Consider the following 17,043-nt stretch of genomic DNA (forward strand, 5'->3'; position numbering starts at 1 on the left):
ATCCTGTTTGCGGCCCTGCCACTCGTTGCCGCGCTCTTCAACTGGCTGTCCCTCGGCGTGACACGCCTCATGATGCGAAGCGGGCAAAGCATCGGAGGCTGGTCGCCGATCATCTTTGCGGTGATCGATGTCCTGATTGCCACAATGCTGCTGTTCGCAATGCTGCTGGCCTCGCTGGCCTATGTGCAGGTGCTGAATGCCGAAGCCCTGAAAACCGGCGCGCCCCTTCCCTTTGACGTGGACAGCTTGCTGGACCTGATGCGAGAGGAGCCCGCGAGCCCTGCGCTCTGGTGGGTGTATGTGACGGTCTTCAGCACTTTCCTGCCCTCCATGGTGAACCTGATACTCGGTGGCCTCTCCATCCTGCGCGGCCTGCCCGGCCTTGGCCGGTTCGCGGCGCATCACTTCTTTCCCGAGGACCCGCGCAACCTGACCGGGGTGAAGCGGTTTGGCGGCAGCTTGCTTCTGACTGGGCAGTTTGCTGTCGCGGTGACCGGGGCGCTGTTGCTCGCGCTGCTAGCTCTCAATTTTGGATTGCAGTTCCTTGGTCTTGTGGGGATTAACCTGCTCAGCGTCGCAGAACAGGCTAATGACTGGATCATGCAGAGCATTACCCAAGCAGATTGACCCCAATAACGCCCAAACGGCAACGACACCTCGACGCTTGCATGGCCCTCGGTCCGTGTGTATCAGGCGCGTTCGCCGATGCGGCAGACGGTTCGGTAGCTCAGCTGGTTAGAGCGCGCGACTCATAATCGCGAGGTCGAGAGTTCAAGTCTCTCCCGAACCACCACTCGCGCCGGATCGCCCCTGATCAGGTCACAGATTGCCCCTGAAACTCAGTGTGATGATCCGCAACCGATGGCGGCTGGCCGCCCTCCTGCGCGCCTCATCCGCCCGGACCGCCATGATCTGCGCCCGGCTCGATTTGAGCTTCCGCTTCGACGGCTTCCCGGCGACGGACTCACTCTTTGAATGCGGGACCAATCGGATTTCGGCTCAGCTTGCTTCGAACTTACTTCAGCCTGCAACGGGCCACTCGCCCCGGCCCGCAGGCCGACGATATGCAGTTGCTTTTCTTCGAGTTTTTCTGGAGCGGGCGAAGAGATTCGAACTCTCGACCCCAACCTTGGCAAGGTTGTGCTCTACCCCTGAGCTACGCCCGCGTCCTGAATGGGTATGTACGCCTTGCGGCGAAGCGCACGGATTAAGCGCAAGCCGCGGGCTTTGCAAGAGCCAATTCCGGCCTCTCCTGCACAAACCCGGCCAAGCCTGCACCGGGCCTGCACAAAGCCGGAAAAGCCTCAGCCGCGCAGCACCGGGCGGATCTGGTCGGGGCGCACTTCCCGCCCCTCGGCATCGACGAATGCCGCCCGGATCGCGCCTTTCGACCCCGCCTTGGTGAAACTGATCGGCGGCGGCTCGCCCTTGCCGAGCCAGACATCACCCCATTGCGTCAGCCCGATCAGGATGGGCCGCAGCGAGATGCCCATGGCGGAGAGCACATATTCCGGCCGCGCGCGCTTGCCGGCCACCTTGTAGGTGCGCTTCGACAGGAGGCCCGCATCCACCAGCGTCTTCAGCCGGCCGGACAGCACGGTGCGCGGGCAGCCAAGCTCGGCCTGGAAATCATCGAACCTGCGCACGCCATACAGCGCGGCGCGCAGGATCAGCAGCGACCAGCGGTCGCCGATCAATTCGATGGCGCGGGCGAGGTTGCAATTCTCCGGCGGGATCGGAGAGCGGCGGGCGAGGGGAATCTGGCTCATGCCCTCTCCCTGCATGGGTTCGGTTTGCAAATCCAGAGGCAAGGCGAGGAAGGTTCATGCAATGGTAATGTGCGTGCCATCCCCTCGCCATGATTTGGCAATTATGAGCCAGCTGACCTGATGTCCCCAGACCCAGAGGAGCCAAAGATGCGCTTCTTCGCTGCCCTGCCCCTGATCCTCGCGCTCGCGGCTGCGCCGGCCTGCGCCGCGCCGCAGAAGCTGCAGGATGGGCCAGTTGCCGCTGCGCCGGCTGCAGACCCGGGCGCGCCGCTCTGGCACTTTGAAACGGCAACCCCGGGACTGGTGGCAGCCTCCTGCCCGGCCGGCGTGCAGAACCTCGATCCACTGCCCATCGACCTGATGGTCAGCCCCCTCGCCGCCGCTGACACCGCCCGCCTCAACGCCCTCATGCCATCCGGCGCAACGCTCGCCGGCGCCTGGGAACTCAGCTCCCGCAATCCCCTGTTCGGAGGCCTGTCCGGCCTCGCCCGCCTGCCGGAGGACGAGGGCGGCGGCCTGCTCGCCGTCACCGATGAAGGCCATTTCGCCTGGATCACGCTCGAAGGCGGCGCGCCCGCATCTGCAGCACTCTCGGCGATGCGGCGGCCGGATGGCCAGTCCTTCGCCTCCAAGCAGGACATGGACGCTGAGGGCCTGCTCTATCAGGACGGCATCGCCCTCGTCAGCTTCGAGCGCAACCACAGGATCGAGGCCTTCGCCCTCGGCCATTGTGGGGCGGCGGCCCGGGCGGCGCAGGTTGCGTCCCTGCCGGAGACTCAGCCAGCGACCCAGGGAGGCCGCCAGATCGACCCCAATCAGGGCGCCGAGGCAATCTTCCTGACGCCGCAAGGCACGCTGGGCTTCGGCTATGAAGGCACGCTCGGCGTCTCCCCGCTGGGCGAAGTGCTCGCAGGCGGCACCGCCCGCTGGACCGGTGTGCGTGCTCCCGCGCCGCGCCTTCACGGCCTCGTCGCCAAGGAAATCGCCGTGCACCCGCAGACCGGCGAGACCTTACCCATCTACCTCTTCCGCGCCTGGGATCCGCTGCGCGGCAACCGTATCGAGCTCAGATGGGGCGAGGGCGACCCGTCGGTGATCCGCATTTCCCGGCCCGCCCCGGTCGACAATTTCGAAGGCCTCGCCGCAGAATGGCTCGAAGATGGCCGCCTGCGCCTCTGGATCATCTCCGACGACAATTTCAATCGCAGCCAGCGCACCCTGCTGTTCGCCTTCGACATATCCCTGTGAGGCCCGCTTCCCAACGGCCTCCACACCCACTACATTCGACAAGCACAAGGGCTGCGGCGCGCGCGAGGGACTGATCTCCGGCGACCTTACTTTCCGTCAGGGAGCTGGCATCCTGGCTGGGACCGTGGTCCTGGCTCATCCGGCGCCCACCTAGTCTCTAGGTCGACGGGAGTGAAATGTGCCCGGCGGCGTTGTGGTTCTTGTGCACTTTATCCCCAGCCGCCAGACTTCAGGAGCTTTCATCCCGGCGAAAGTCGAGAACCAGATTCAGCGGCCAGAGCTAGTTTCCGGCTTTCGTCCGGATGACAGGCGCAGCCTCTGGTAAACCGATGTTGCGCCCGCTTCCCGCCGCGCAGTAGAAGCGCCCCATGACCATCGAAGCCGACAAGACCCAGCTGCGCCACCGGATGCGCACGATCCGCGCCGAGGCAGCTGCCCGCGATCCGGATGCTGCCGAACGCCTCGCCGGGCTGTTCCCGATGAAGCTGCTGGAACGCTATGGCCCGGTCGTCTCCGGCTATATCGCCATCCATGAGGAGCTCGACCCCGCCCCGCTGATGGACCGCCTCGCCCGCGCCGGCGCAGAGACCTGCCTGCCGCGCATGGACGAGGCCGGCGAGATCAGCTGGCGGCTCTGGTCGCCCGGCGAGCCGCTGGAACGGCGCGGCTTTGGCCTGCTGGAGCCGCCTGCCGACGCGCCGGAGGTGGCGCCGACCCTCGTGCTCACCCCGCTCCTCGCCTTTGACATCATGGGCAACCGGCTGGGCTATGGCCGGGGCCATTACGACCGCGCGCTGGCGAAGCTGCGCGCCAGTGGCCGCGCCTTTGCCTGCGCCGTCGCCTATGCCGCCCAGCAGATCGACCGTGTGCCCGCCGAGGCACACGACCAGCCGCTCGACTGGGCGATCACGCCCATCGGCTCGGTGCCCCTGTTCATGACCCGCAACCGGGCGGCCTTTGCCGCCCCGGCACCCGGAAATGACAGCCCCGCAGGCTGATTCCGCTTTCCTTAACAAAACCTTGGCGCGTATCTTGCTCATTTACGAAGGATTAACCTTCGGGGTGTGCCCATGCCGCGTTCTGGCGATGTCACGTTCAATCTCAGGAGCGACGCTGCCCGCAGCATTGACGCGCTTGTCCTGACCTGTGTCGCGGCTGTGGCCGGCCTTGGCCTGCTGGTTCTGTCGGCGACTTCACCGGAACTGCCGCAGACGGGCGATCCTGTTGTGTATGCAGCAGTTTCAGCGCCGCACGCAGACGCAAGCCGCCTGCCGCCGCAATTCTATCCCTGGCGGGCGCCGGAGCCGTTTGCGCCGCCCGTGCCGGAGGCCGCGCCCCCTGCCGCGCCGATCAGCCGCCAGCCGGCCTTCCTCACCCGGCTCGCCGATCCGCACAATGACCGCACCTTCCGCCCGGCCGCTTACGACAACAATAACAGCCATTACGGCGCCCACTGGCGCGAACAGAATGCCTCGCCGACCTCCAGCGGCACGCTGCTGACAGTGCGCCGCACGCCCGGCCTCACCGTGCCGTTTACCTCCTCCGAGATGTCGACCGGCCGCACCCATGGCTATGGCCGCTATGAGGTGATCATGCGCCCGGCCCGCGGCGAGGGGCTGGTCTCGGCCTTCTTCACCTATACCGGCCCCTGGTTCGGCGATCCGCATGACGAGATCGACATCGAATTCCTCGGCAAGGATACGACCCGCGTTTTCCTGAACTATTTCCGCAATGGCCGGCGCGGCCACCATGCCACGATCGAGCTGCCCTTCGACGCCGCCGAGGCCGACCGGCTCTACGCCTTCGAATGGACGCCGGAGACCATCACCTGGTTCATTGAAGGCGTGCCGGTCTATTCCAGCGCCGCCAGCGAAAGCCGCCATCCGGTGGCAGCGGGGCGCATCTATATGAATGTCTGGCCCGGCGCCCCGTCGATCCATGGCTGGACCGGACAGCCGCGTCTTGCCCAGCCGGCCGGGGCACATTTCAGCTGTGTGTCTTTCGTGCCGATGGGGGGAACAGGCCCGGCCTGCGCCGATGTCTACACCCCGCCGGGGCAGCCCCTCAGCCCTTGAGGTCGTTCATCACCTGCTCGCGCGCCACGGGCATCAGGCGGGCCATCTCTTCCCGGATCTGCGCATCGGTGCGGGAAAGCCCTGTCTTTTCAAGGTCGCCGCGCACCTTGCGCACGACATCATCATCGCCGGCCTCTTCAAGGTCAGCAATCACGACCTCCTTGGCATAGGCCTCCGCCTCAGCGCCGGAAATGCCCATCAGCTCCGCAGCCCAGAGGCCCAGCAGCTTGTTGCGGCGGGCGTTGATCTTGAACTGCGTTTCCTGGTCGAGGGCGTAGCGGGCTTCTTCTGCGCGCTCGCGGTCGTCGAATGTGCTCATGTTCGGGGCCCTTCTTCTGCCAGGTTCGGTGTTGGCGCTGATATAGGGCGGGCCTGCAGGTGTTCGCAATAATTGTTTCCGGCGTGCGAGTGGAGTAACAGTCCCGCCTTCAGGGGCGTGGGCGGGCTGATTCCGGCCTGCCGGGGCCGCGCCCCCTGACTGACGCAGGAAGGACAGGACCGGATGAGCAAACGCCGCATCATCTATGAGGGCAAGGCAAAGATCCTGTACGAGGGTCCCGAGCCCGGCACCCTCATCCAGTACTTCAAGGACGACACGACCGCCTTTGACGCCACCAAGAAGGCCATCCTTGATGGCAAGGGCGTGCTGAACAACCGCATCAGCGAATTCATCATGTCGCACCTGACCACGGTCGGCGTGCCCAACCATTTCATCCGCCGCCTCAACATGCGCGAGCAGCTGATCCGCAAGGTCGAGATCATCCCGCTGGAAGTCGTTGTGCGCAATGTCGCCGCCGGTTCGCTGTCGAAACGCCTCGGCCTGCCGGAGGGCCAGTCCCTGCCGCGCCCGCTGGTGGAGTTCTATTACAAGAGCGACGCCCTGCACGATCCGATGGTGTCGGAAGAACATATCGCCGCCTTCGGCTGGGCGAGCCCGCAGGAATATGACGACATCGTCGCGCTCGCCCTGCGCGTGAATGATTTCATGTCCGGTCTCTTTGCCGGCGCCGGCATCCGCCTCGTCGACTTCAAGGTCGAGTTCGGCCGCTGGTTCGAGAACGACCATGACATGCCGCGCATCCTGCTGGCCGACGAGATCAGCCCCGACAGCTGCCGCCTCTGGGACGTGAAAACCAACGAGAAACTCGACAAGGACCGCTTCCGCCGCGACCTTGGCGGTGTGACCGAGGCCTATGCCGAAGTCGCGCGCCGTCTCGGCATCATCCGGGAATCAGGCGAGGAGACCGACAACGTCATCCACTTCACCGGGGGCAGCAAATAATGAAGGCGGTCGTCCATATCTCGCTCAAATCCGGCGTGCTTGATCCGCAGGGCAAGGCCGTCGCCGACACGCTGACCCGGATGGGCTATGCTGAGGTTGCCGGCGCCCGCGTCGGCAAGGTCATCGAACTCGACCTCACCGGCAGCGAAGACCGCGCCGCCGCCGAAGCCCGCGTGAAGGAAATGTGCGAGAAGCTCCTCGCCAACACCGTCATCCCACGCAACCGCATCGAACGCGCGTGCCGCGCGGCCGGGCCCACCCGCCCGCACTGCCCGCGAAAAATCTTCCTTTGTGAGCGAACACTCACTTGCATTCGGCGGAAGCGTGTGCTACGCATCCTCCCATAGCAAGGGAGTCTGCCCCGATGGCCACCAGACCAAAGCCTGCCCCCCGCGCCAAGCCGGCCGCCCGCAAGGCCCCGGCCAAACCGAAGGCAGAGCCGGAAACGCCCGCCCGCAAGCCGCGCGTGCGCGATGCCCGCCCGAAGATCGAGCGTGCGGCCCTGAAACTGTTCATCCATGAAGGCGTCGACGCCGCCACCACGCGCGGCATCGCGGAGAAAGCCGGCGTCTCCGAAGGCGCGCTCTATCGCCACTATAAAGGCAAGGACGAACTGGCCCTCGCCCTGTTCATGGAGACGCATAACCGGCTCTCCGAAATGCTCGCCGAAGCCCTCTCCGGCCCTGGCAGCCTCGAGGAAAAAGTTCATGCAGCGGTCGAGGCATATTGTCAGCTGGCGGATGAAGATTTCCTCCTCTTCTCCTTCCACCTCGTCTCGCTCAACCGCTACCTGCCCTATGACAAGCGCCGCGACGATGACCCTGTCTCGATCACGGAACGGATCATTGGCGATCTGATGACGGCCGGCATTATCCCGAAGGGCGACCCGGCGCTGAAAGCGGCCATGGCGCTCGGCGTGGTGATGCAGTCCGGCCTCAACAAGATCTACAACCGCCTGCCCGGCCCGCTCGGCCGCCACGCGCCCGCCCTGTCGCGCGCCGTGCTCGCCGTGCTGAAATCCGGCTGATAATCCGCTTACGGAGCAAGACGCCCATGCGCGCCGCCCTTTTCCAGCTTGCCTACTGGCTGCTGTCTGCCCTCTATGTCCTCGTCTCGCTGCCCTTCCTCGCCTGGCCGGGCCACAGCCCGGTGCGCGCAATCATCCGCAGCTATACCCGCGCGATGAACCTCGCCCTGCGCCATATTGCCGGTATACGGAAGGAAGTGCGCGGGCGTGAGCGCCTTCCCGAGGGCGCCTTCGTCATCGGCGCCAAGCATCAGAGCTGGGGCGACGGCTTCCTGATCTATCCCGAGATCAAGGACCTCGCCTTCGTCACTGGTGACCATCTCGAACGCTTCCCCCTCGTCGGCGGTATCCTCAAGAAACTCGGCGCCATCGTCATCGACACCTGTGGCGGCGGCGAGAAGAAAGCCTCCTCCCTCGCCAATGGCATGGCCCGCGCCAAGGCCGATGGCCGCCGTGTGCTGATCTATCCCGAAGGCCACCTTGCGCCCGTCGGCTATCATTTCCGCTACAAGGCCGGCCTCTGGCACATGGCCGAGGCGATGGGCGTGCCCGTCGTGCCGGTCGCCACCAACCTTGGCGTCTTCTGGCAGCAGCAGGAAAGCCCGCGCCGCAAGGGCACCGCCGTGATCGAATTCCTCGACCCTATCCCGCCCGGCCTGCCGAAGGACGAATTCCTCGCCCGCCTGACCGACGCCATCGAGACCCGCACAGCCGAGCTCGTCGCCGAAGCCACGGGCGAGCCCGCCCGCCGCGCCACCCTCATCCCCGACCCACCCAACGGCATGGAAGCCAGCCCCTCCCCGGACAACCTCGCCGCCTTCAAGAAGGCATAACCCTAAGCCCCCTCTCCCTTGGGAGAGGGGGTTGGGGGTGAGGGGCTAGCACCAAACACAGCGCCTGCCCCCCACCTCGCCCACATACGCAGACAGACGCGCGGGGTGCGCCAAGATTCCCCTTGGATTCCCTCCCAAAACCCCCATCTCTCCCGCACACCCAAGGAGGACGGCCTCCCCCATTTCGGGAACGGTTCGGGACGGCCCGGCTTTACGGAGCCTTCCCATGTCCTGGGTTCTTCTTCTCATTGCCGGCCTGCTTGAAATTGTCTGGGCGGCGGCGATGAAACAATCCGCCGGTTTCACGCGGATCGTCCCCACACTGATCATGCTGGCCGCCATGCCCGCGAGCTTCATCCTGCTGGCGATGGCGATGCGCAGCCTGCCGCTCGGCACGGCCTATATGATCTGGACCGGCATCGGCGCGGCCGGCGCCTTCATCTTCGGCGTCATCTGGCTCGGCGAAGCGGTCACGCCGCTGCGCCTTGCCGCTGCCGCCCTGATCGTCAGCGGCATCGTGCTGATGAAACTGGCGGGCGGCGACTGAATGATCAGCGCGCGAAATATTTGTTCTCGGCTGCGTCGAACTGCACCATCCGGTCGGCGTCGCAGACGAGGTCGCTCATCCGTCCGGTTGACTGGCCCACGACGCCGAGCCGTTTGCACCCCGCTTCGATCTGAATTCTGCCACTGCCGCCCGCAAGTTCCGCAGCACAATCAGACAGCCGCCCCCAGCGCGGCCAGAAGGCACAGGAAATCGAGTCCGCGCGGCCATCGCCGTTGAGGTCATGCGTGAAGCTGCGCCGCCCGTCCGGATTGTCCTCGAACACGCTCGAGCGCAGCTCCGCCAGCGCCGGCATTTCCGGACGCACAGCCTCGCTCACCAGCACCGGCATGTCGCCCTCGAAGCGGAAAATGCTCGTCCACTCCCGGAAATCACGGGTGTTCATGCCCTCATTGACCGACACGAACTTCACCAGCGTCTCGCCGTCCTGCTCGATCAGCTCAGGCCCCTCCCAGGAATAGATGCCGGGAATCTGCCGCACGGTAAAATCCCTCCCGCCACGGTGCGCCGCGAAATAATAATCAGACGGACAACAATTGCCCCCGCCATTCACTGCGATGATCGCGTCGGTCGTCCCGTCGCCATTCAGGTCCAGCTGCAGCTCGGGAAAGGTGTGCATGTCCTCGAACACGCGCACGGTCACCGTCTCGCCATCGACCTCAGCGACAATCGTATCGCGCATCGCCCATTCTTCCGTGCCGCCGACGCGCATCGAATAAACCGCGCCGGGTGCAGCGTCCGCAGCCGGTGCGCTGTCTGGCGCCTCTGCCCCTGTCTCGGCGGAGCAGGCCGCAAGCCCTATCCCTGCCAGCAAAACTGCAAACACCTTGAGCATCTCATGTCCCCCTCAGGATCAGCCACCTGCCCCGGAATGTCCCTCAGGAGGCGGATGTCATGCAACCCCAAACATTATGAATTCAGCCTGAGCAGTCCGGCCCGCCATGCCGCCTGCTTGGCCTGAAGCGACAGCGCGGCGTGTGCCGGGCTGGTCGATGGCAGCACAGCCATCCCGGCCCCGGCGGGCATATGCGCTGCGCCATGCCTGCGGAAAACAGCCGCCGCCTTGCCGCCATTCAGGCCGATGCGCCGGATGCGCGGATGGGCGGCAAAGAAGGCGGCGAAATCATTCGGCGCTTCCTCGGTAATGTCTGCGTCCAGGCTGCCCGGCCGCACACAGGCGCTCAGCACATCCCATACCGCCACGCGCGCAGCGATCAGCGCTCTCACGCGCTGGGCATAGGCAAGCTCCGGCCCCGCCCCGAACAGCGCGCCCATCACTGGCCAGAAAGCATTGCGCGGATGGGCATAATACTGCCCCGCCGCCAGCGAGGCCGCGCCCGGCATCGAGCCAAGGATCAGGATTTCGGCATCCGGAGCCGCAATCGGGGGAAAGCTCTCAACCCGCATCCGCGCGGCCCGGGCGGCTCAATCCGCCGCAGCCGGGACGATCGTCACGCTCTCGCCGCAGCCGCAGGCGTCGGTCTGGTTGGGGTTCCGGAACACGAATTTCTCGTGCAGCAGCGTCATCTCATAGTCCACCTCGCTGCCGAGCAGGAACAACACCGCCTTGGCATCGATCAGGATGGTGACGCCATTGTCCTCCACCACCTCGTCCAGCGGCTCCGGCGCGGCGGCATAGTCCATGACATATTCCATGCCCGCGCAGCCGCCATTGGTGACGCCGACGCGCAAATAGCCCATGCCGCGCTCTTCCATGATGTCGCGCACGCGGGCCGCGGCGGCGTCAGTCAGGCGAACGGGTTTGGGGCGAGGTCTGCGGGCCATGGACGTTAAGTGGGCCGGAACGGTGCCCGGATCAAGGCCCCCCTGCCGCTGGCGCCCGGAATGTGGCAGGCTGGGAACCAACCTCGAAGGGAACATCCGATGGCACTGAAGGATGCAGGCGCGGTCACATTCATCCTCACGGCAGACCGGGCTGCCGCGAAACCCTTCTACGAAACGGTCCTCGGCCTCCGGCTCCTCAGCGATGATGCCTTCGCGGCCGTCTTCGATCTCGGCGGCGGCGCGGTCCTGCGCCTCACCGATATCGAAGGCCACACGCCCGGCCCCCATACCGTGCTCGGCTGGAACGTGCCGGATATCGAGGCCGCCATGGCCAGCCTTGCCGCGCGCGGCGTCAAATTCATCGAATATCCCGGCATGACCGACGCAAAGGGCCTCTGGGTCTCGCCGGGCGGGAAGGCCAAAGTCTGCTGGTTCAACGATCCGGACGGCAACAATCTGAGCCTGACCGCCAGCTGACAGCGCACTGCTGCCGGCTGCCCGATTCTTTGTCGCGCCCGCCCGGCGACCGGGCAGCGCAGGGGCATTCCCCTGCAAACCTGCCCACGGGCAGCCCCGGTCAATTGCACTCCCCCGCAAGGCGCCTAGTCCGGAAGGCAGGACATCAGTGCGAGGGAGTCCCGGTTGGCGCCAGACGCCGAAATCCTCAATACGGCCACGCTCGGCTTCATCGCTGCGATGCTGGCGGCCGGCGCCCTGGCAGGCTTCGTCGCCGGCCTCTTCGGCATAGGCGGCGGCTTTGTGGTCGTCCCGGCGCTCGCTGCCGTTCTGACGATGCTGTCGCCCGGCAGCGATACCAGCAAGATCATGCATGTCGCCATCGGCACCTCGCTCGCCACCATCATCTTCACCTCCCTGCGCTCGGTACAGGCCCATGCACGGCGCGGCGCGGTGGATTTCGCCATCCTGAAAGCCTGGGCGCCCTGGGTCGTGGCCGGCGTGCTGCTCGGCCTGATCATCGCGCGCTATCTCGACGGGCAGGCCCTGAAGATCACCTTCGGCGTCGGGGTGTTCCTGATGTCCTGGCATTTCCTGTTCCCGGTGCTCACCCGGCGCGGGCCGCTCTCGGACCAGATGCCCACCGGCATCATGCGCGGCGGGCTTGGCAGCTTCCTCGGCGGCTACTGTACCCTCCTGGGCATCGGCGGGGGCACACCGGCGGTCCTCATCATGACCCTCAGCGGCCAGCCGATGCACCGCGCCATCGCCACAGCTGCCGGCTTCGGCACGATCATCGCGGTGCCTGCCACCATCGGCGCCGTCCTCGGCGGCCTCGGCGAGACCGGCCTGCCGGTCGGCTCGCTCGGCTATGTGAACCTCATTGCCGCCCTCGCCATCATCTCGATGAGCATGATCACCGCGCCCTGGGGCGCCGCCTTCGCCCACAGCCTGAACGCCGCCCATCTCGGCCGCGCGCTGGGCGCCTACCTCCTCATCACCTCCTGCCTGATGCTCGCCTCGGCCTTTACCGGCGCGGCCCCGGCAGCCCCCGAACTCATCCTTCAGACTGCGGAGACAGACCATGGGATATAGGCTCACTCGGCGCGGGCTCCTGTCCGCAGGCTCCCTCACGGCAGCGACCAGCCTCGCCGCCTGCGCCAGCGGGACGACACAAGCCGCTGCCCTCGCCGAGGCCACCGGCGCCTTCCCGCCCGGCGCGCCGGACCCGCTCTTCGGCCCCGCGCCAGGTGTCGCGCTGCTCTCCCGCAACGAAAACCCCTACGGCCCGTCTGCCTCCGCCCTCGCAAAACTCCGCGAGGCCGCTGAGCAGGGCGCCTACTACGTCAATCCCGAAGCGACCTATACGCTGATGAAGCTGATCGCCGGCCGCCATGGCGTTGAGCCCGAACAGATCGTCATCACCACCGGCTCGGGCGAAGCGCTGAGCGCGCTGGCGCTGATGTATGGCCCCAAAGGCCCCATCGTCGCCCCGCGCCTCTTCTGGGACACGACCGCCATCTACGCCTCGAAACTCGGCCTCGCGAGCATCACCCGTGTTCCGCTGACGGAGGATATGGAAGTCGACTATGCCGGCATCGAAGCCGCCATCACGCCGGAAACCGGCATGGTCCAGCTCTGCAATCCCAACAACCCGACCGGTCTCACGACTCCCGGCCACATCATCCGCCCCGCCGTCGCGCGCATGGCGGAGAAAACCACGGTCGTTGTGGACGAAGCCTATATCGAGCTGACCGATGACGAGGCCGGCATCACCTGCCTGCCCCTCCTCCATGAGGGCAAGGATGTCATCATCACACGGACCTTCTCGAAGATTTACGGCATGGCCGGCATCCGCGTCGGCTACACGATCTCCTCGGCTGAAACGGCTGAGAAAATCCGCAGCACCGCCATGTCCTGGACACCCTGCACCTCCATCGCCGCCGCCATCGGCTGCGTCGATGACGAGGCCTTCATCGCCTATTCCAAGGCAAAGATCACCGAGGGCCGCCAGATGGTCGAAGCAACCCTCGACACGCTCGGCCTGCCCTATCTCAAATCGCAGGCAAACTTTGTCTATTTCCAGAGCGGCCAGCCCGCCAATGACCTGCAGAAAGCCATGGCCGCCGAGCAGATCTCCATTCGCGGGCAATACATGGATTACGCGCCATGGTCGCGCGTCTCGATGGGCAAGCTGGAAGATGTGGAGCGCTTCTGCCGCGCCCTGCCGAGGCTCATCAGCGCGTAACCCGCGCCGGCAGCCTCAGAGCATGTTCAGGGCCAGGCGCGCCTCGTCCGACATGCGCGCCGGCGTCCAGGGCGGATCAAAGGTCAGGCGCACCTCGACATCGGTCACCCCGTCCACGCCCTTGGCCGCCGTCTCGATCCAGCCGGGCATATCGCCCGCCACCGGGCAGCCGGGCGCGGTCAGCGTCATCTCGATGTCCACCTTCCGGTCGTCATCGATATCGACCTTGTAGATCAGCCCCAGCTCATAGATGTCGACCGGGATTTCCGGGTCATACACCGTCTTGAACGCCGCAATCAGGTCATCGGTTATCCGGTCGAGTTCCTCCTGCGGAATCGCCGAAGGTGCCGCCGGATCACGGGCGCCAAGAAGGTCCTGGGAGGTCATATCGTCAGCCATGTGGAACACTATACCAGCATTTTCCGCGCCTTGGCGAGCGCTTCGGCGAGCGCGTCCACTTCGGCCTCTGTGTTATACAGCGCAAAGCTCGCCCGCGCGGTGGCCGAGACGCCCAGAAGCTGCATCAGCGGCTGGGCGCAATGGTGCCCGGCGCGGATCGCGACGCCGTAGCGGTCGAGGATCTGGGCGAGGTCATGCGGGTGGGCGCCTTCAAGGCTGAAGGCCAGCACGGCCCCCTTGCCCGGCGCCTCGCCATGGATGCGGATGCCATTGACACTGCGCAGCGCCGCCGCCGCCCGTTCATACAGCGCATGCTCATGCGCCGCGATCTGCGCCTTGTCGAAGGCGGCGAGCCAGCGCAGCGCCGCGCCAAAGCCGATCGCTTCGAGGATCGGCGGCGTGCCCGCTTCAAACTTGTGCGGCGCGGTGTTGTAGGTCACGCGGTCCGTCTCCACGACCTCGATCATTTCCCCGCCGCCCTGATAGGGCCGCGCGCGGGCGAACGCTTCCGCCGTGCCATACAGCGCGCCTATGCCGGTGGGCCCATAGATCTTGTGGCCTGTGATCACATACCAGTCGCAGCCTATGGCCTGCACATCCACCGGCAGGTGCACCGCCGCCTGGCTGCCATCGATCAGGATTTCCGCGCCCGCATCATGCGCAAGCCGCGTGATCGCGGCCACATCCACCACCGTGCCGAGCACATTGCTCATATGGGTGATGGCGACCATCTTCGTCTTCGGCCCGATGGCGGCGGCCAGCGCGTCCATGTCGAGCGCGCCATCTTCGCTCAGCCCGACCCAGCGCAGCACCGCGCCTTGCCGCTCGCGCAGGAAATGCCAGGGCACGATATTGGAGTGATGCTCCATGATGGAGAGCACGATCTCATCGCCCGGCTGGATCCGCGCCGCCAGCGCCGAGGCCACAAGATTGATCCCCTCGGTGGAGCCCTTGGTGAAAACGATATTATCCGTAGACGGAGCTTTCAGGAAAGCGCGCACGCTTTCCCGCGCCGCTTCAAACGCCTCGGTCGTCTCATTCGCCAGCGTATGCAGCCCCCGGTGCACATTCGCATAGGCCGTGCGCATCTGGTCTGCCATTGCGCCAATCACCGCCTCCGGCTTCTGCGCGCTCGCCGCATTGTCGAGATAGACCAGCGGATGCCCGTTCACCTCCCGCGAGAGGATCGGAAATTCAGCGCGGATGGCAGGGATGTCCAGCTTACGGGGCATGGCGCACCTCCAAAGCCCCTTCTCCCCGGGGAGAAGGGTTCAAGAATGCCCTGAGCCACATCATCGCGCCAGCCATGCCCCCGCCTCCGCGCGCAGCGCCGCTTCCGCCGGGCCCGCCTCTTCCAGCGCTTCGGCGATGAACGCCTCCGTCAGCAGCGCGCGTGCCGTCTCCAGCGGAATGCCGCGCTGGCGCATATAGAACAGCTGGTTGGCATCCAGCGCGCCGGATGTGTTTCCGTGCGCACACTGAACATCATCGGCATGGATTTCCAGCTCGGGCTTGGCAAACACTTCGGCGCCATCTTCCAGCAGCAGCGCATTGTGCTGCATCGAGGCGTCCGTTTGCTGGCCGGCATTCTTGGGGACATGGAACTTGCCCTGGAACACGCCGCGCCCGCCATCCAGAACCGCGCCCTTGGTCGCCTGCCGCGTCACGCAGGCGCGCGCGCCATGGCGCACATGCGTGGTAATGTCCGCATGGAAACCATCCCCGGCGAGGTAAGCCGCGTTCAGCGTCGCCTTCGATCCTGTCTGCTGATGCACCAGCCGGGTCTCAATCCGGCAGGCCTTCGCGCCGAAGGACAGCACGGTCTGCACCGTCTCTGCGCCCGCTTGCTGCTCGATCTGTGCCGTGATCGCCACAGCTTCCCCGGCCCCGCCGCGCTGGTACACCGTCCGGCGCAGCTTCGCGCCGGCCTCCAGCTTGAACTCGATCAGCGAAGTGGAAAAATGCGCGCCGCCGACATGGCTCTCGGTCAGGTCAAGCTCCGTCCCCGAACGAAGGAGCACCACCACGCGCGCCGCATGGAAGGCATGCCGCCCTTCAAACAGCATATGCAGCCGCGCCGGCTCAGGCCCGGTCACTTCCACCACGACCACGGATGGCAACCCGCCGCCGCCCGCCAGCGCCGCGGCCAGCGCGCCGAGCGGCATATCCTCCGCCCCCTGAACAGCCATCGGATCTGGAAGCGTGCGGATCGTCAGCCCCGGCACGGATCGCGGCTCGCCGAGCCTGCCCGGGCTCAGATAGAGTTCCGGCACCCCCTCCACAGCCAGCGGATCGGGAAAAGCATTCTCCCGGTATCCCGGCAGGTCCCTGACCGCTGCCTTGAAATCGCTCCAGCGCCAGTTCTCCAGCCGACGGTGCGGCAGGCCTGTCGCGGCAAACGCCTCGAACAGCCGCTCGCGCCGCCCGTCCGGCGCAAAACCGGCATAGCGCTCGACAAGCGAAAACTCCGCATCCGTCGGATTACGGATCATATCCTTGAGCGCCGTGCTCACACTGCCTCCGCGAGCACGCCGTCATAGCCCTCTTTCTCGAGCCGGAGGGCAAGTTCCGGCCCGCCGGTCTTGATGATCCGGCCCTTGGCGAGGACATGCACCTTGTCCGGCCTGATGTGGTCCAGCAGCCGCTGATAGTGGGTGATGACCAGCATTCCCCGGTCGGGCGCGCGCAGGGCATTCACCCCATCCGCCACCGTACGCAGCGCGTCGATGTCGAGCCCGGAATCGGTCTCGTCCAGCACCATGAAGCGCGGCTCCAGCATCATCATCTGATAGATTTCCAGCCGCTTCTTCTCCCCGCCAGAGAAGCCGACATTCACCGGCCGCTTCAGCATCTCGCCGTCGAGGTTCAGCATCGCCGCCACCTCGCGCGACTTGCGGATGAAATCCGGCGCCGAGATTTCCTTCTCCCCGCGCGCCTTGCGCTGGGCGTTCATCGCCGTGCGCACAAAGGTCATCACCGGCACGCCGGGGATCTCCACCGGATACTGGAAAGACAGGAACAGGCCCTTGGCCGCCCGCGCCTCGGGGTCCATCCCCAGGATGTCCTCCCCGTCCAGCACGGCGCTGCCGCCGGTCACCTCATATCCCTCCCGGCCGGTCAGGATGTAGGAGAGCGTGGACTTGCCCGCCCCGTTCGGCCCCATGATGGCGTGTACCTCGCCGGCCGGCACTTCCAGCGACAGGCCATTGATGATGGCCTTGGCCGTTTCGCCCTCGCCGACACTGGCGCTCAGATTTTCGATCTTCAACATGCGCGGGATTTAGGGCGGACAGCCTTCTTTTGAAAGCGGAAAGCGCCGGGAATCGGCGGCTTGTGTCACATGGCCGTCATGCATC

Annotated in this window: 20 protein-coding genes, 2 tRNA genes and 1 pseudogene; 13 read left to right on the forward strand and 10 right to left on the reverse strand. The window is 65.8% G+C overall.

Annotated elements, in window-relative coordinates; all coding sequences use genetic code 11:
* Positions 1 to 69 precede the first annotated feature (69 nt).
* Both ACK4SV_RS05550 and ACK4SV_RS05555 read left to right on the forward strand, forming a co-directional pair.
* Complete coding sequence (locus ACK4SV_RS05550) at positions 70 to 627, forward strand: hypothetical protein (RefSeq protein WP_409916814.1); 558 nt, start codon at positions 70 to 72, stop codon at positions 625 to 627.
* An 89-nt stretch (positions 628 to 716) separates the two neighbouring features.
* Positions 717 to 793, forward strand: a tRNA-Met gene (locus ACK4SV_RS05555).
* A 298-nt stretch (positions 794 to 1,091) separates the two neighbouring features.
* Here ACK4SV_RS05555 and ACK4SV_RS05560 read toward each other — a convergent pair.
* Positions 1,092 to 1,166 (reverse strand) — tRNA-Gly (locus ACK4SV_RS05560).
* Between the two features lie 138 nt (positions 1,167 to 1,304).
* The gene (locus ACK4SV_RS05565; protein ID WP_409916815.1) at positions 1,305 to 1,769 is read right to left on the reverse strand and encodes a winged helix-turn-helix transcriptional regulator; all 465 of its coding nucleotides are present in this window, start codon (positions 1,767 to 1,769) and stop codon (positions 1,305 to 1,307) included.
* 147 nt (positions 1,770 to 1,916) lie between these two features.
* Between ACK4SV_RS05565 and ACK4SV_RS05570 the strand changes: the two genes are divergently transcribed.
* The 3 genes from ACK4SV_RS05570 (at position 1,917) to ACK4SV_RS05580 (ending at position 5,092) form a co-directional block, all read left to right on the forward strand.
* Entirely contained in the window at positions 1,917 to 3,017 is a 1,101-nt protein-coding gene (locus ACK4SV_RS05570; protein WP_409916816.1) for an esterase-like activity of phytase family protein, read from the forward strand.
* A 368-nt stretch (positions 3,018 to 3,385) separates the two neighbouring features.
* Entirely contained in the window at positions 3,386 to 4,015 is a 630-nt protein-coding gene (locus tag ACK4SV_RS05575) for a 5-formyltetrahydrofolate cyclo-ligase (protein ID WP_409916817.1), read from the forward strand.
* Positions 4,016 to 4,087: 72 nt separating this feature from the next.
* Complete coding sequence (locus ACK4SV_RS05580; RefSeq protein ID WP_409916818.1) at positions 4,088 to 5,092, forward strand: family 16 glycosylhydrolase; 1,005 nt, start codon at positions 4,088 to 4,090, stop codon at positions 5,090 to 5,092.
* Here the strand turns inward: ACK4SV_RS05580 and ACK4SV_RS05585 are convergent.
* Positions 5,082 to 5,411 (reverse strand): DUF1476 domain-containing protein, encoded by a 330-nt coding sequence (locus ACK4SV_RS05585; RefSeq protein ID WP_409916819.1) that lies wholly within the window; start codon positions 5,409 to 5,411, stop codon positions 5,082 to 5,084. The genes ACK4SV_RS05580 and ACK4SV_RS05585 overlap by 11 nt on opposite strands.
* Positions 5,412 to 5,594: 183 nt before the next feature.
* Between ACK4SV_RS05585 and purC the strand changes: the two genes are divergently transcribed.
* The 5 genes and pseudogenes from purC to ACK4SV_RS05610 all read left to right on the forward strand — a co-directional run bounded on the left by purC (position 5,595) and on the right by ACK4SV_RS05610 (position 8,781).
* Entirely contained in the window at positions 5,595 to 6,374 is a 780-nt protein-coding gene (gene purC / locus ACK4SV_RS05590) for a phosphoribosylaminoimidazolesuccinocarboxamide synthase (protein WP_409916820.1), read from the forward strand.
* Positions 6,374 to 6,613 (forward strand): annotated as a pseudogene (gene purS, locus ACK4SV_RS05595) (phosphoribosylformylglycinamidine synthase subunit PurS); the annotation flags it as partial. The gene purC and the pseudogene purS, both read left to right, overlap by 1 nt.
* A gap of 125 nt (positions 6,614 to 6,738) precedes the next feature.
* Positions 6,739 to 7,401: a TetR/AcrR family transcriptional regulator gene (locus ACK4SV_RS05600; RefSeq protein WP_409916821.1), complete on the forward strand. Its 663-nt coding sequence runs from the start codon at positions 6,739 to 6,741 to the stop codon at positions 7,399 to 7,401.
* Positions 7,402 to 7,427: 26 nt separating this feature from the next.
* A complete protein-coding gene (locus ACK4SV_RS05605; RefSeq protein WP_409916822.1) occupies positions 7,428 to 8,234 on the forward strand; it encodes a lysophospholipid acyltransferase family protein in 807 nt (268 codons plus the stop codon).
* A 226-nt stretch (positions 8,235 to 8,460) separates the two neighbouring features.
* Positions 8,461 to 8,781, forward strand: a complete 321-nt coding sequence (locus tag ACK4SV_RS05610) for a DMT family transporter (RefSeq protein WP_409916823.1) — start codon at positions 8,461 to 8,463, stop codon at positions 8,779 to 8,781.
* A 4-nt stretch (positions 8,782 to 8,785) separates the two neighbouring features.
* On the opposite strand, the gene ACK4SV_RS05615 is transcribed toward ACK4SV_RS05610, so the two are convergent.
* From ACK4SV_RS05615 to ACK4SV_RS05625, 3 genes are all read right to left on the reverse strand, one after another.
* Positions 8,786 to 9,625, reverse strand: coding sequence for a hypothetical protein (locus tag ACK4SV_RS05615; protein ID WP_409916824.1), 840 nt, complete (start codon positions 9,623 to 9,625; stop codon positions 8,786 to 8,788).
* Positions 9,626 to 9,708: 83 nt separating this feature from the next.
* Positions 9,709 to 10,206, reverse strand: a complete 498-nt coding sequence (locus tag ACK4SV_RS05620) for a DNA-deoxyinosine glycosylase (RefSeq protein ID WP_409916825.1) — start codon at positions 10,204 to 10,206, stop codon at positions 9,709 to 9,711.
* An 18-nt stretch (positions 10,207 to 10,224) separates the two neighbouring features.
* The gene (locus ACK4SV_RS05625) at positions 10,225 to 10,584 is read right to left on the reverse strand and encodes a HesB/IscA family protein (protein WP_409916826.1); all 360 of its coding nucleotides are present in this window, start codon (positions 10,582 to 10,584) and stop codon (positions 10,225 to 10,227) included.
* 99 nt (positions 10,585 to 10,683) lie between these two features.
* On the opposite strand from ACK4SV_RS05625, the gene ACK4SV_RS05630 reads away from it, so the two are divergent.
* The 3 genes from ACK4SV_RS05630 to ACK4SV_RS05640 all read left to right on the forward strand — a co-directional run bounded on the left by ACK4SV_RS05630 (position 10,684) and on the right by ACK4SV_RS05640 (position 13,288).
* A complete protein-coding gene (locus ACK4SV_RS05630; protein ID WP_409916827.1) occupies positions 10,684 to 11,061 on the forward strand; it encodes a VOC family protein in 378 nt (125 codons plus the stop codon).
* Between the two features lie 219 nt (positions 11,062 to 11,280).
* A complete protein-coding gene (locus ACK4SV_RS05635; RefSeq protein ID WP_409916894.1) occupies positions 11,281 to 12,135 on the forward strand; it encodes a sulfite exporter TauE/SafE family protein in 855 nt (284 codons plus the stop codon).
* On the forward strand, positions 12,125 to 13,288 hold the full coding sequence (locus tag ACK4SV_RS05640) for a pyridoxal phosphate-dependent aminotransferase (RefSeq protein ID WP_409916828.1): 1,164 nt from the start codon (positions 12,125 to 12,127) through the stop codon (positions 13,286 to 13,288). Before ACK4SV_RS05635 ends, ACK4SV_RS05640 begins: the two co-directional genes overlap by 11 nt.
* Before the next feature lie 15 nt (positions 13,289 to 13,303).
* Here ACK4SV_RS05640 and ACK4SV_RS05645 read toward each other — a convergent pair whose 3' ends face one another.
* From ACK4SV_RS05645 to sufC, 4 genes are read right to left on the reverse strand one after another with little or no spacing between them, the layout of a single operon-like run.
* Entirely contained in the window at positions 13,304 to 13,687 is a 384-nt protein-coding gene (locus tag ACK4SV_RS05645; protein WP_409916829.1) for an SUF system Fe-S cluster assembly protein, read from the reverse strand.
* 8 nt (positions 13,688 to 13,695) lie between these two features.
* Positions 13,696 to 14,919 (reverse strand): cysteine desulfurase, encoded by a 1,224-nt coding sequence (locus ACK4SV_RS05650; RefSeq protein ID WP_409916830.1) that lies wholly within the window; start codon positions 14,917 to 14,919, stop codon positions 13,696 to 13,698.
* A gap of 60 nt (positions 14,920 to 14,979) precedes the next feature.
* Complete coding sequence (locus ACK4SV_RS05655; protein WP_409916831.1) at positions 14,980 to 16,200, reverse strand: SufD family Fe-S cluster assembly protein; 1,221 nt, start codon at positions 16,198 to 16,200, stop codon at positions 14,980 to 14,982.
* Positions 16,197 to 16,958 carry a Fe-S cluster assembly ATPase SufC gene (gene sufC, locus ACK4SV_RS05660; RefSeq protein WP_409916832.1) on the reverse strand — a complete coding sequence of 254 codons (762 nt, stop codon included), beginning with the start codon at positions 16,956 to 16,958 and terminating at the stop codon, positions 16,197 to 16,199. Before sufC ends, ACK4SV_RS05655 begins: the two co-directional genes overlap by 4 nt.
* Between the last annotated feature and the right edge of the window lie 85 nt (positions 16,959 to 17,043).

The sequence above is a fragment of the Hyphomonas sp. genome (assembly GCF_046313735.1).
GTDB lineage: Bacteria > Pseudomonadota > Alphaproteobacteria > Caulobacterales > Hyphomonadaceae > Hyphomonas.

Coding starts and splice junctions, on each gene's coding strand:
- ACK4SV_RS05550 (WP_409916814.1), top strand. CDS start 70: ATGATGCGAAGCGGGCAAAGCATCGGAGGCTGGTCGCCGATCATCTTT.
- ACK4SV_RS05565 (WP_409916815.1), bottom strand. CDS start 1,769: ATGAGCCAGATTCCCCTCGCCCGCCGCTCTCCGATCCCGCCGGAGAAT.
- ACK4SV_RS05570 (WP_409916816.1), top strand. CDS start 1,917: ATGCGCTTCTTCGCTGCCCTGCCCCTGATCCTCGCGCTCGCGGCTGCG.
- ACK4SV_RS05575 (WP_409916817.1), top strand. CDS start 3,386: ATGACCATCGAAGCCGACAAGACCCAGCTGCGCCACCGGATGCGCACG.
- ACK4SV_RS05580 (WP_409916818.1), top strand. CDS start 4,088: ATGCCGCGTTCTGGCGATGTCACGTTCAATCTCAGGAGCGACGCTGCC.
- ACK4SV_RS05585 (WP_409916819.1), bottom strand. CDS start 5,411: ATGAGCACATTCGACGACCGCGAGCGCGCAGAAGAAGCCCGCTACGCC.
- purC (WP_409916820.1), top strand. CDS start 5,595: ATGAGCAAACGCCGCATCATCTATGAGGGCAAGGCAAAGATCCTGTAC.
- ACK4SV_RS05600 (WP_409916821.1), top strand. CDS start 6,739: ATGGCCACCAGACCAAAGCCTGCCCCCCGCGCCAAGCCGGCCGCCCGC.
- ACK4SV_RS05605 (WP_409916822.1), top strand. CDS start 7,428: ATGCGCGCCGCCCTTTTCCAGCTTGCCTACTGGCTGCTGTCTGCCCTC.
- ACK4SV_RS05610 (WP_409916823.1), top strand. CDS start 8,461: ATGTCCTGGGTTCTTCTTCTCATTGCCGGCCTGCTTGAAATTGTCTGG.
- ACK4SV_RS05620 (WP_409916825.1), bottom strand. CDS start 10,206: ATGCGGGTTGAGAGCTTTCCCCCGATTGCGGCTCCGGATGCCGAAATC.
- ACK4SV_RS05625 (WP_409916826.1), bottom strand. CDS start 10,584: ATGGCCCGCAGACCTCGCCCCAAACCCGTTCGCCTGACTGACGCCGCC.
- ACK4SV_RS05630 (WP_409916827.1), top strand. CDS start 10,684: ATGGCACTGAAGGATGCAGGCGCGGTCACATTCATCCTCACGGCAGAC.
- ACK4SV_RS05635 (WP_409916894.1), top strand. CDS start 11,281: ATGCTGGCGGCCGGCGCCCTGGCAGGCTTCGTCGCCGGCCTCTTCGGC.
- ACK4SV_RS05640 (WP_409916828.1), top strand. CDS start 12,125: ATGGGATATAGGCTCACTCGGCGCGGGCTCCTGTCCGCAGGCTCCCTC.
- ACK4SV_RS05645 (WP_409916829.1), bottom strand. CDS start 13,687: ATGGCTGACGATATGACCTCCCAGGACCTTCTTGGCGCCCGTGATCCG.
- ACK4SV_RS05650 (WP_409916830.1), bottom strand. CDS start 14,919: ATGCCCCGTAAGCTGGACATCCCTGCCATCCGCGCTGAATTTCCGATC.
- sufC (WP_409916832.1), bottom strand. CDS start 16,958: ATGTTGAAGATCGAAAATCTGAGCGCCAGTGTCGGCGAGGGCGAAACG.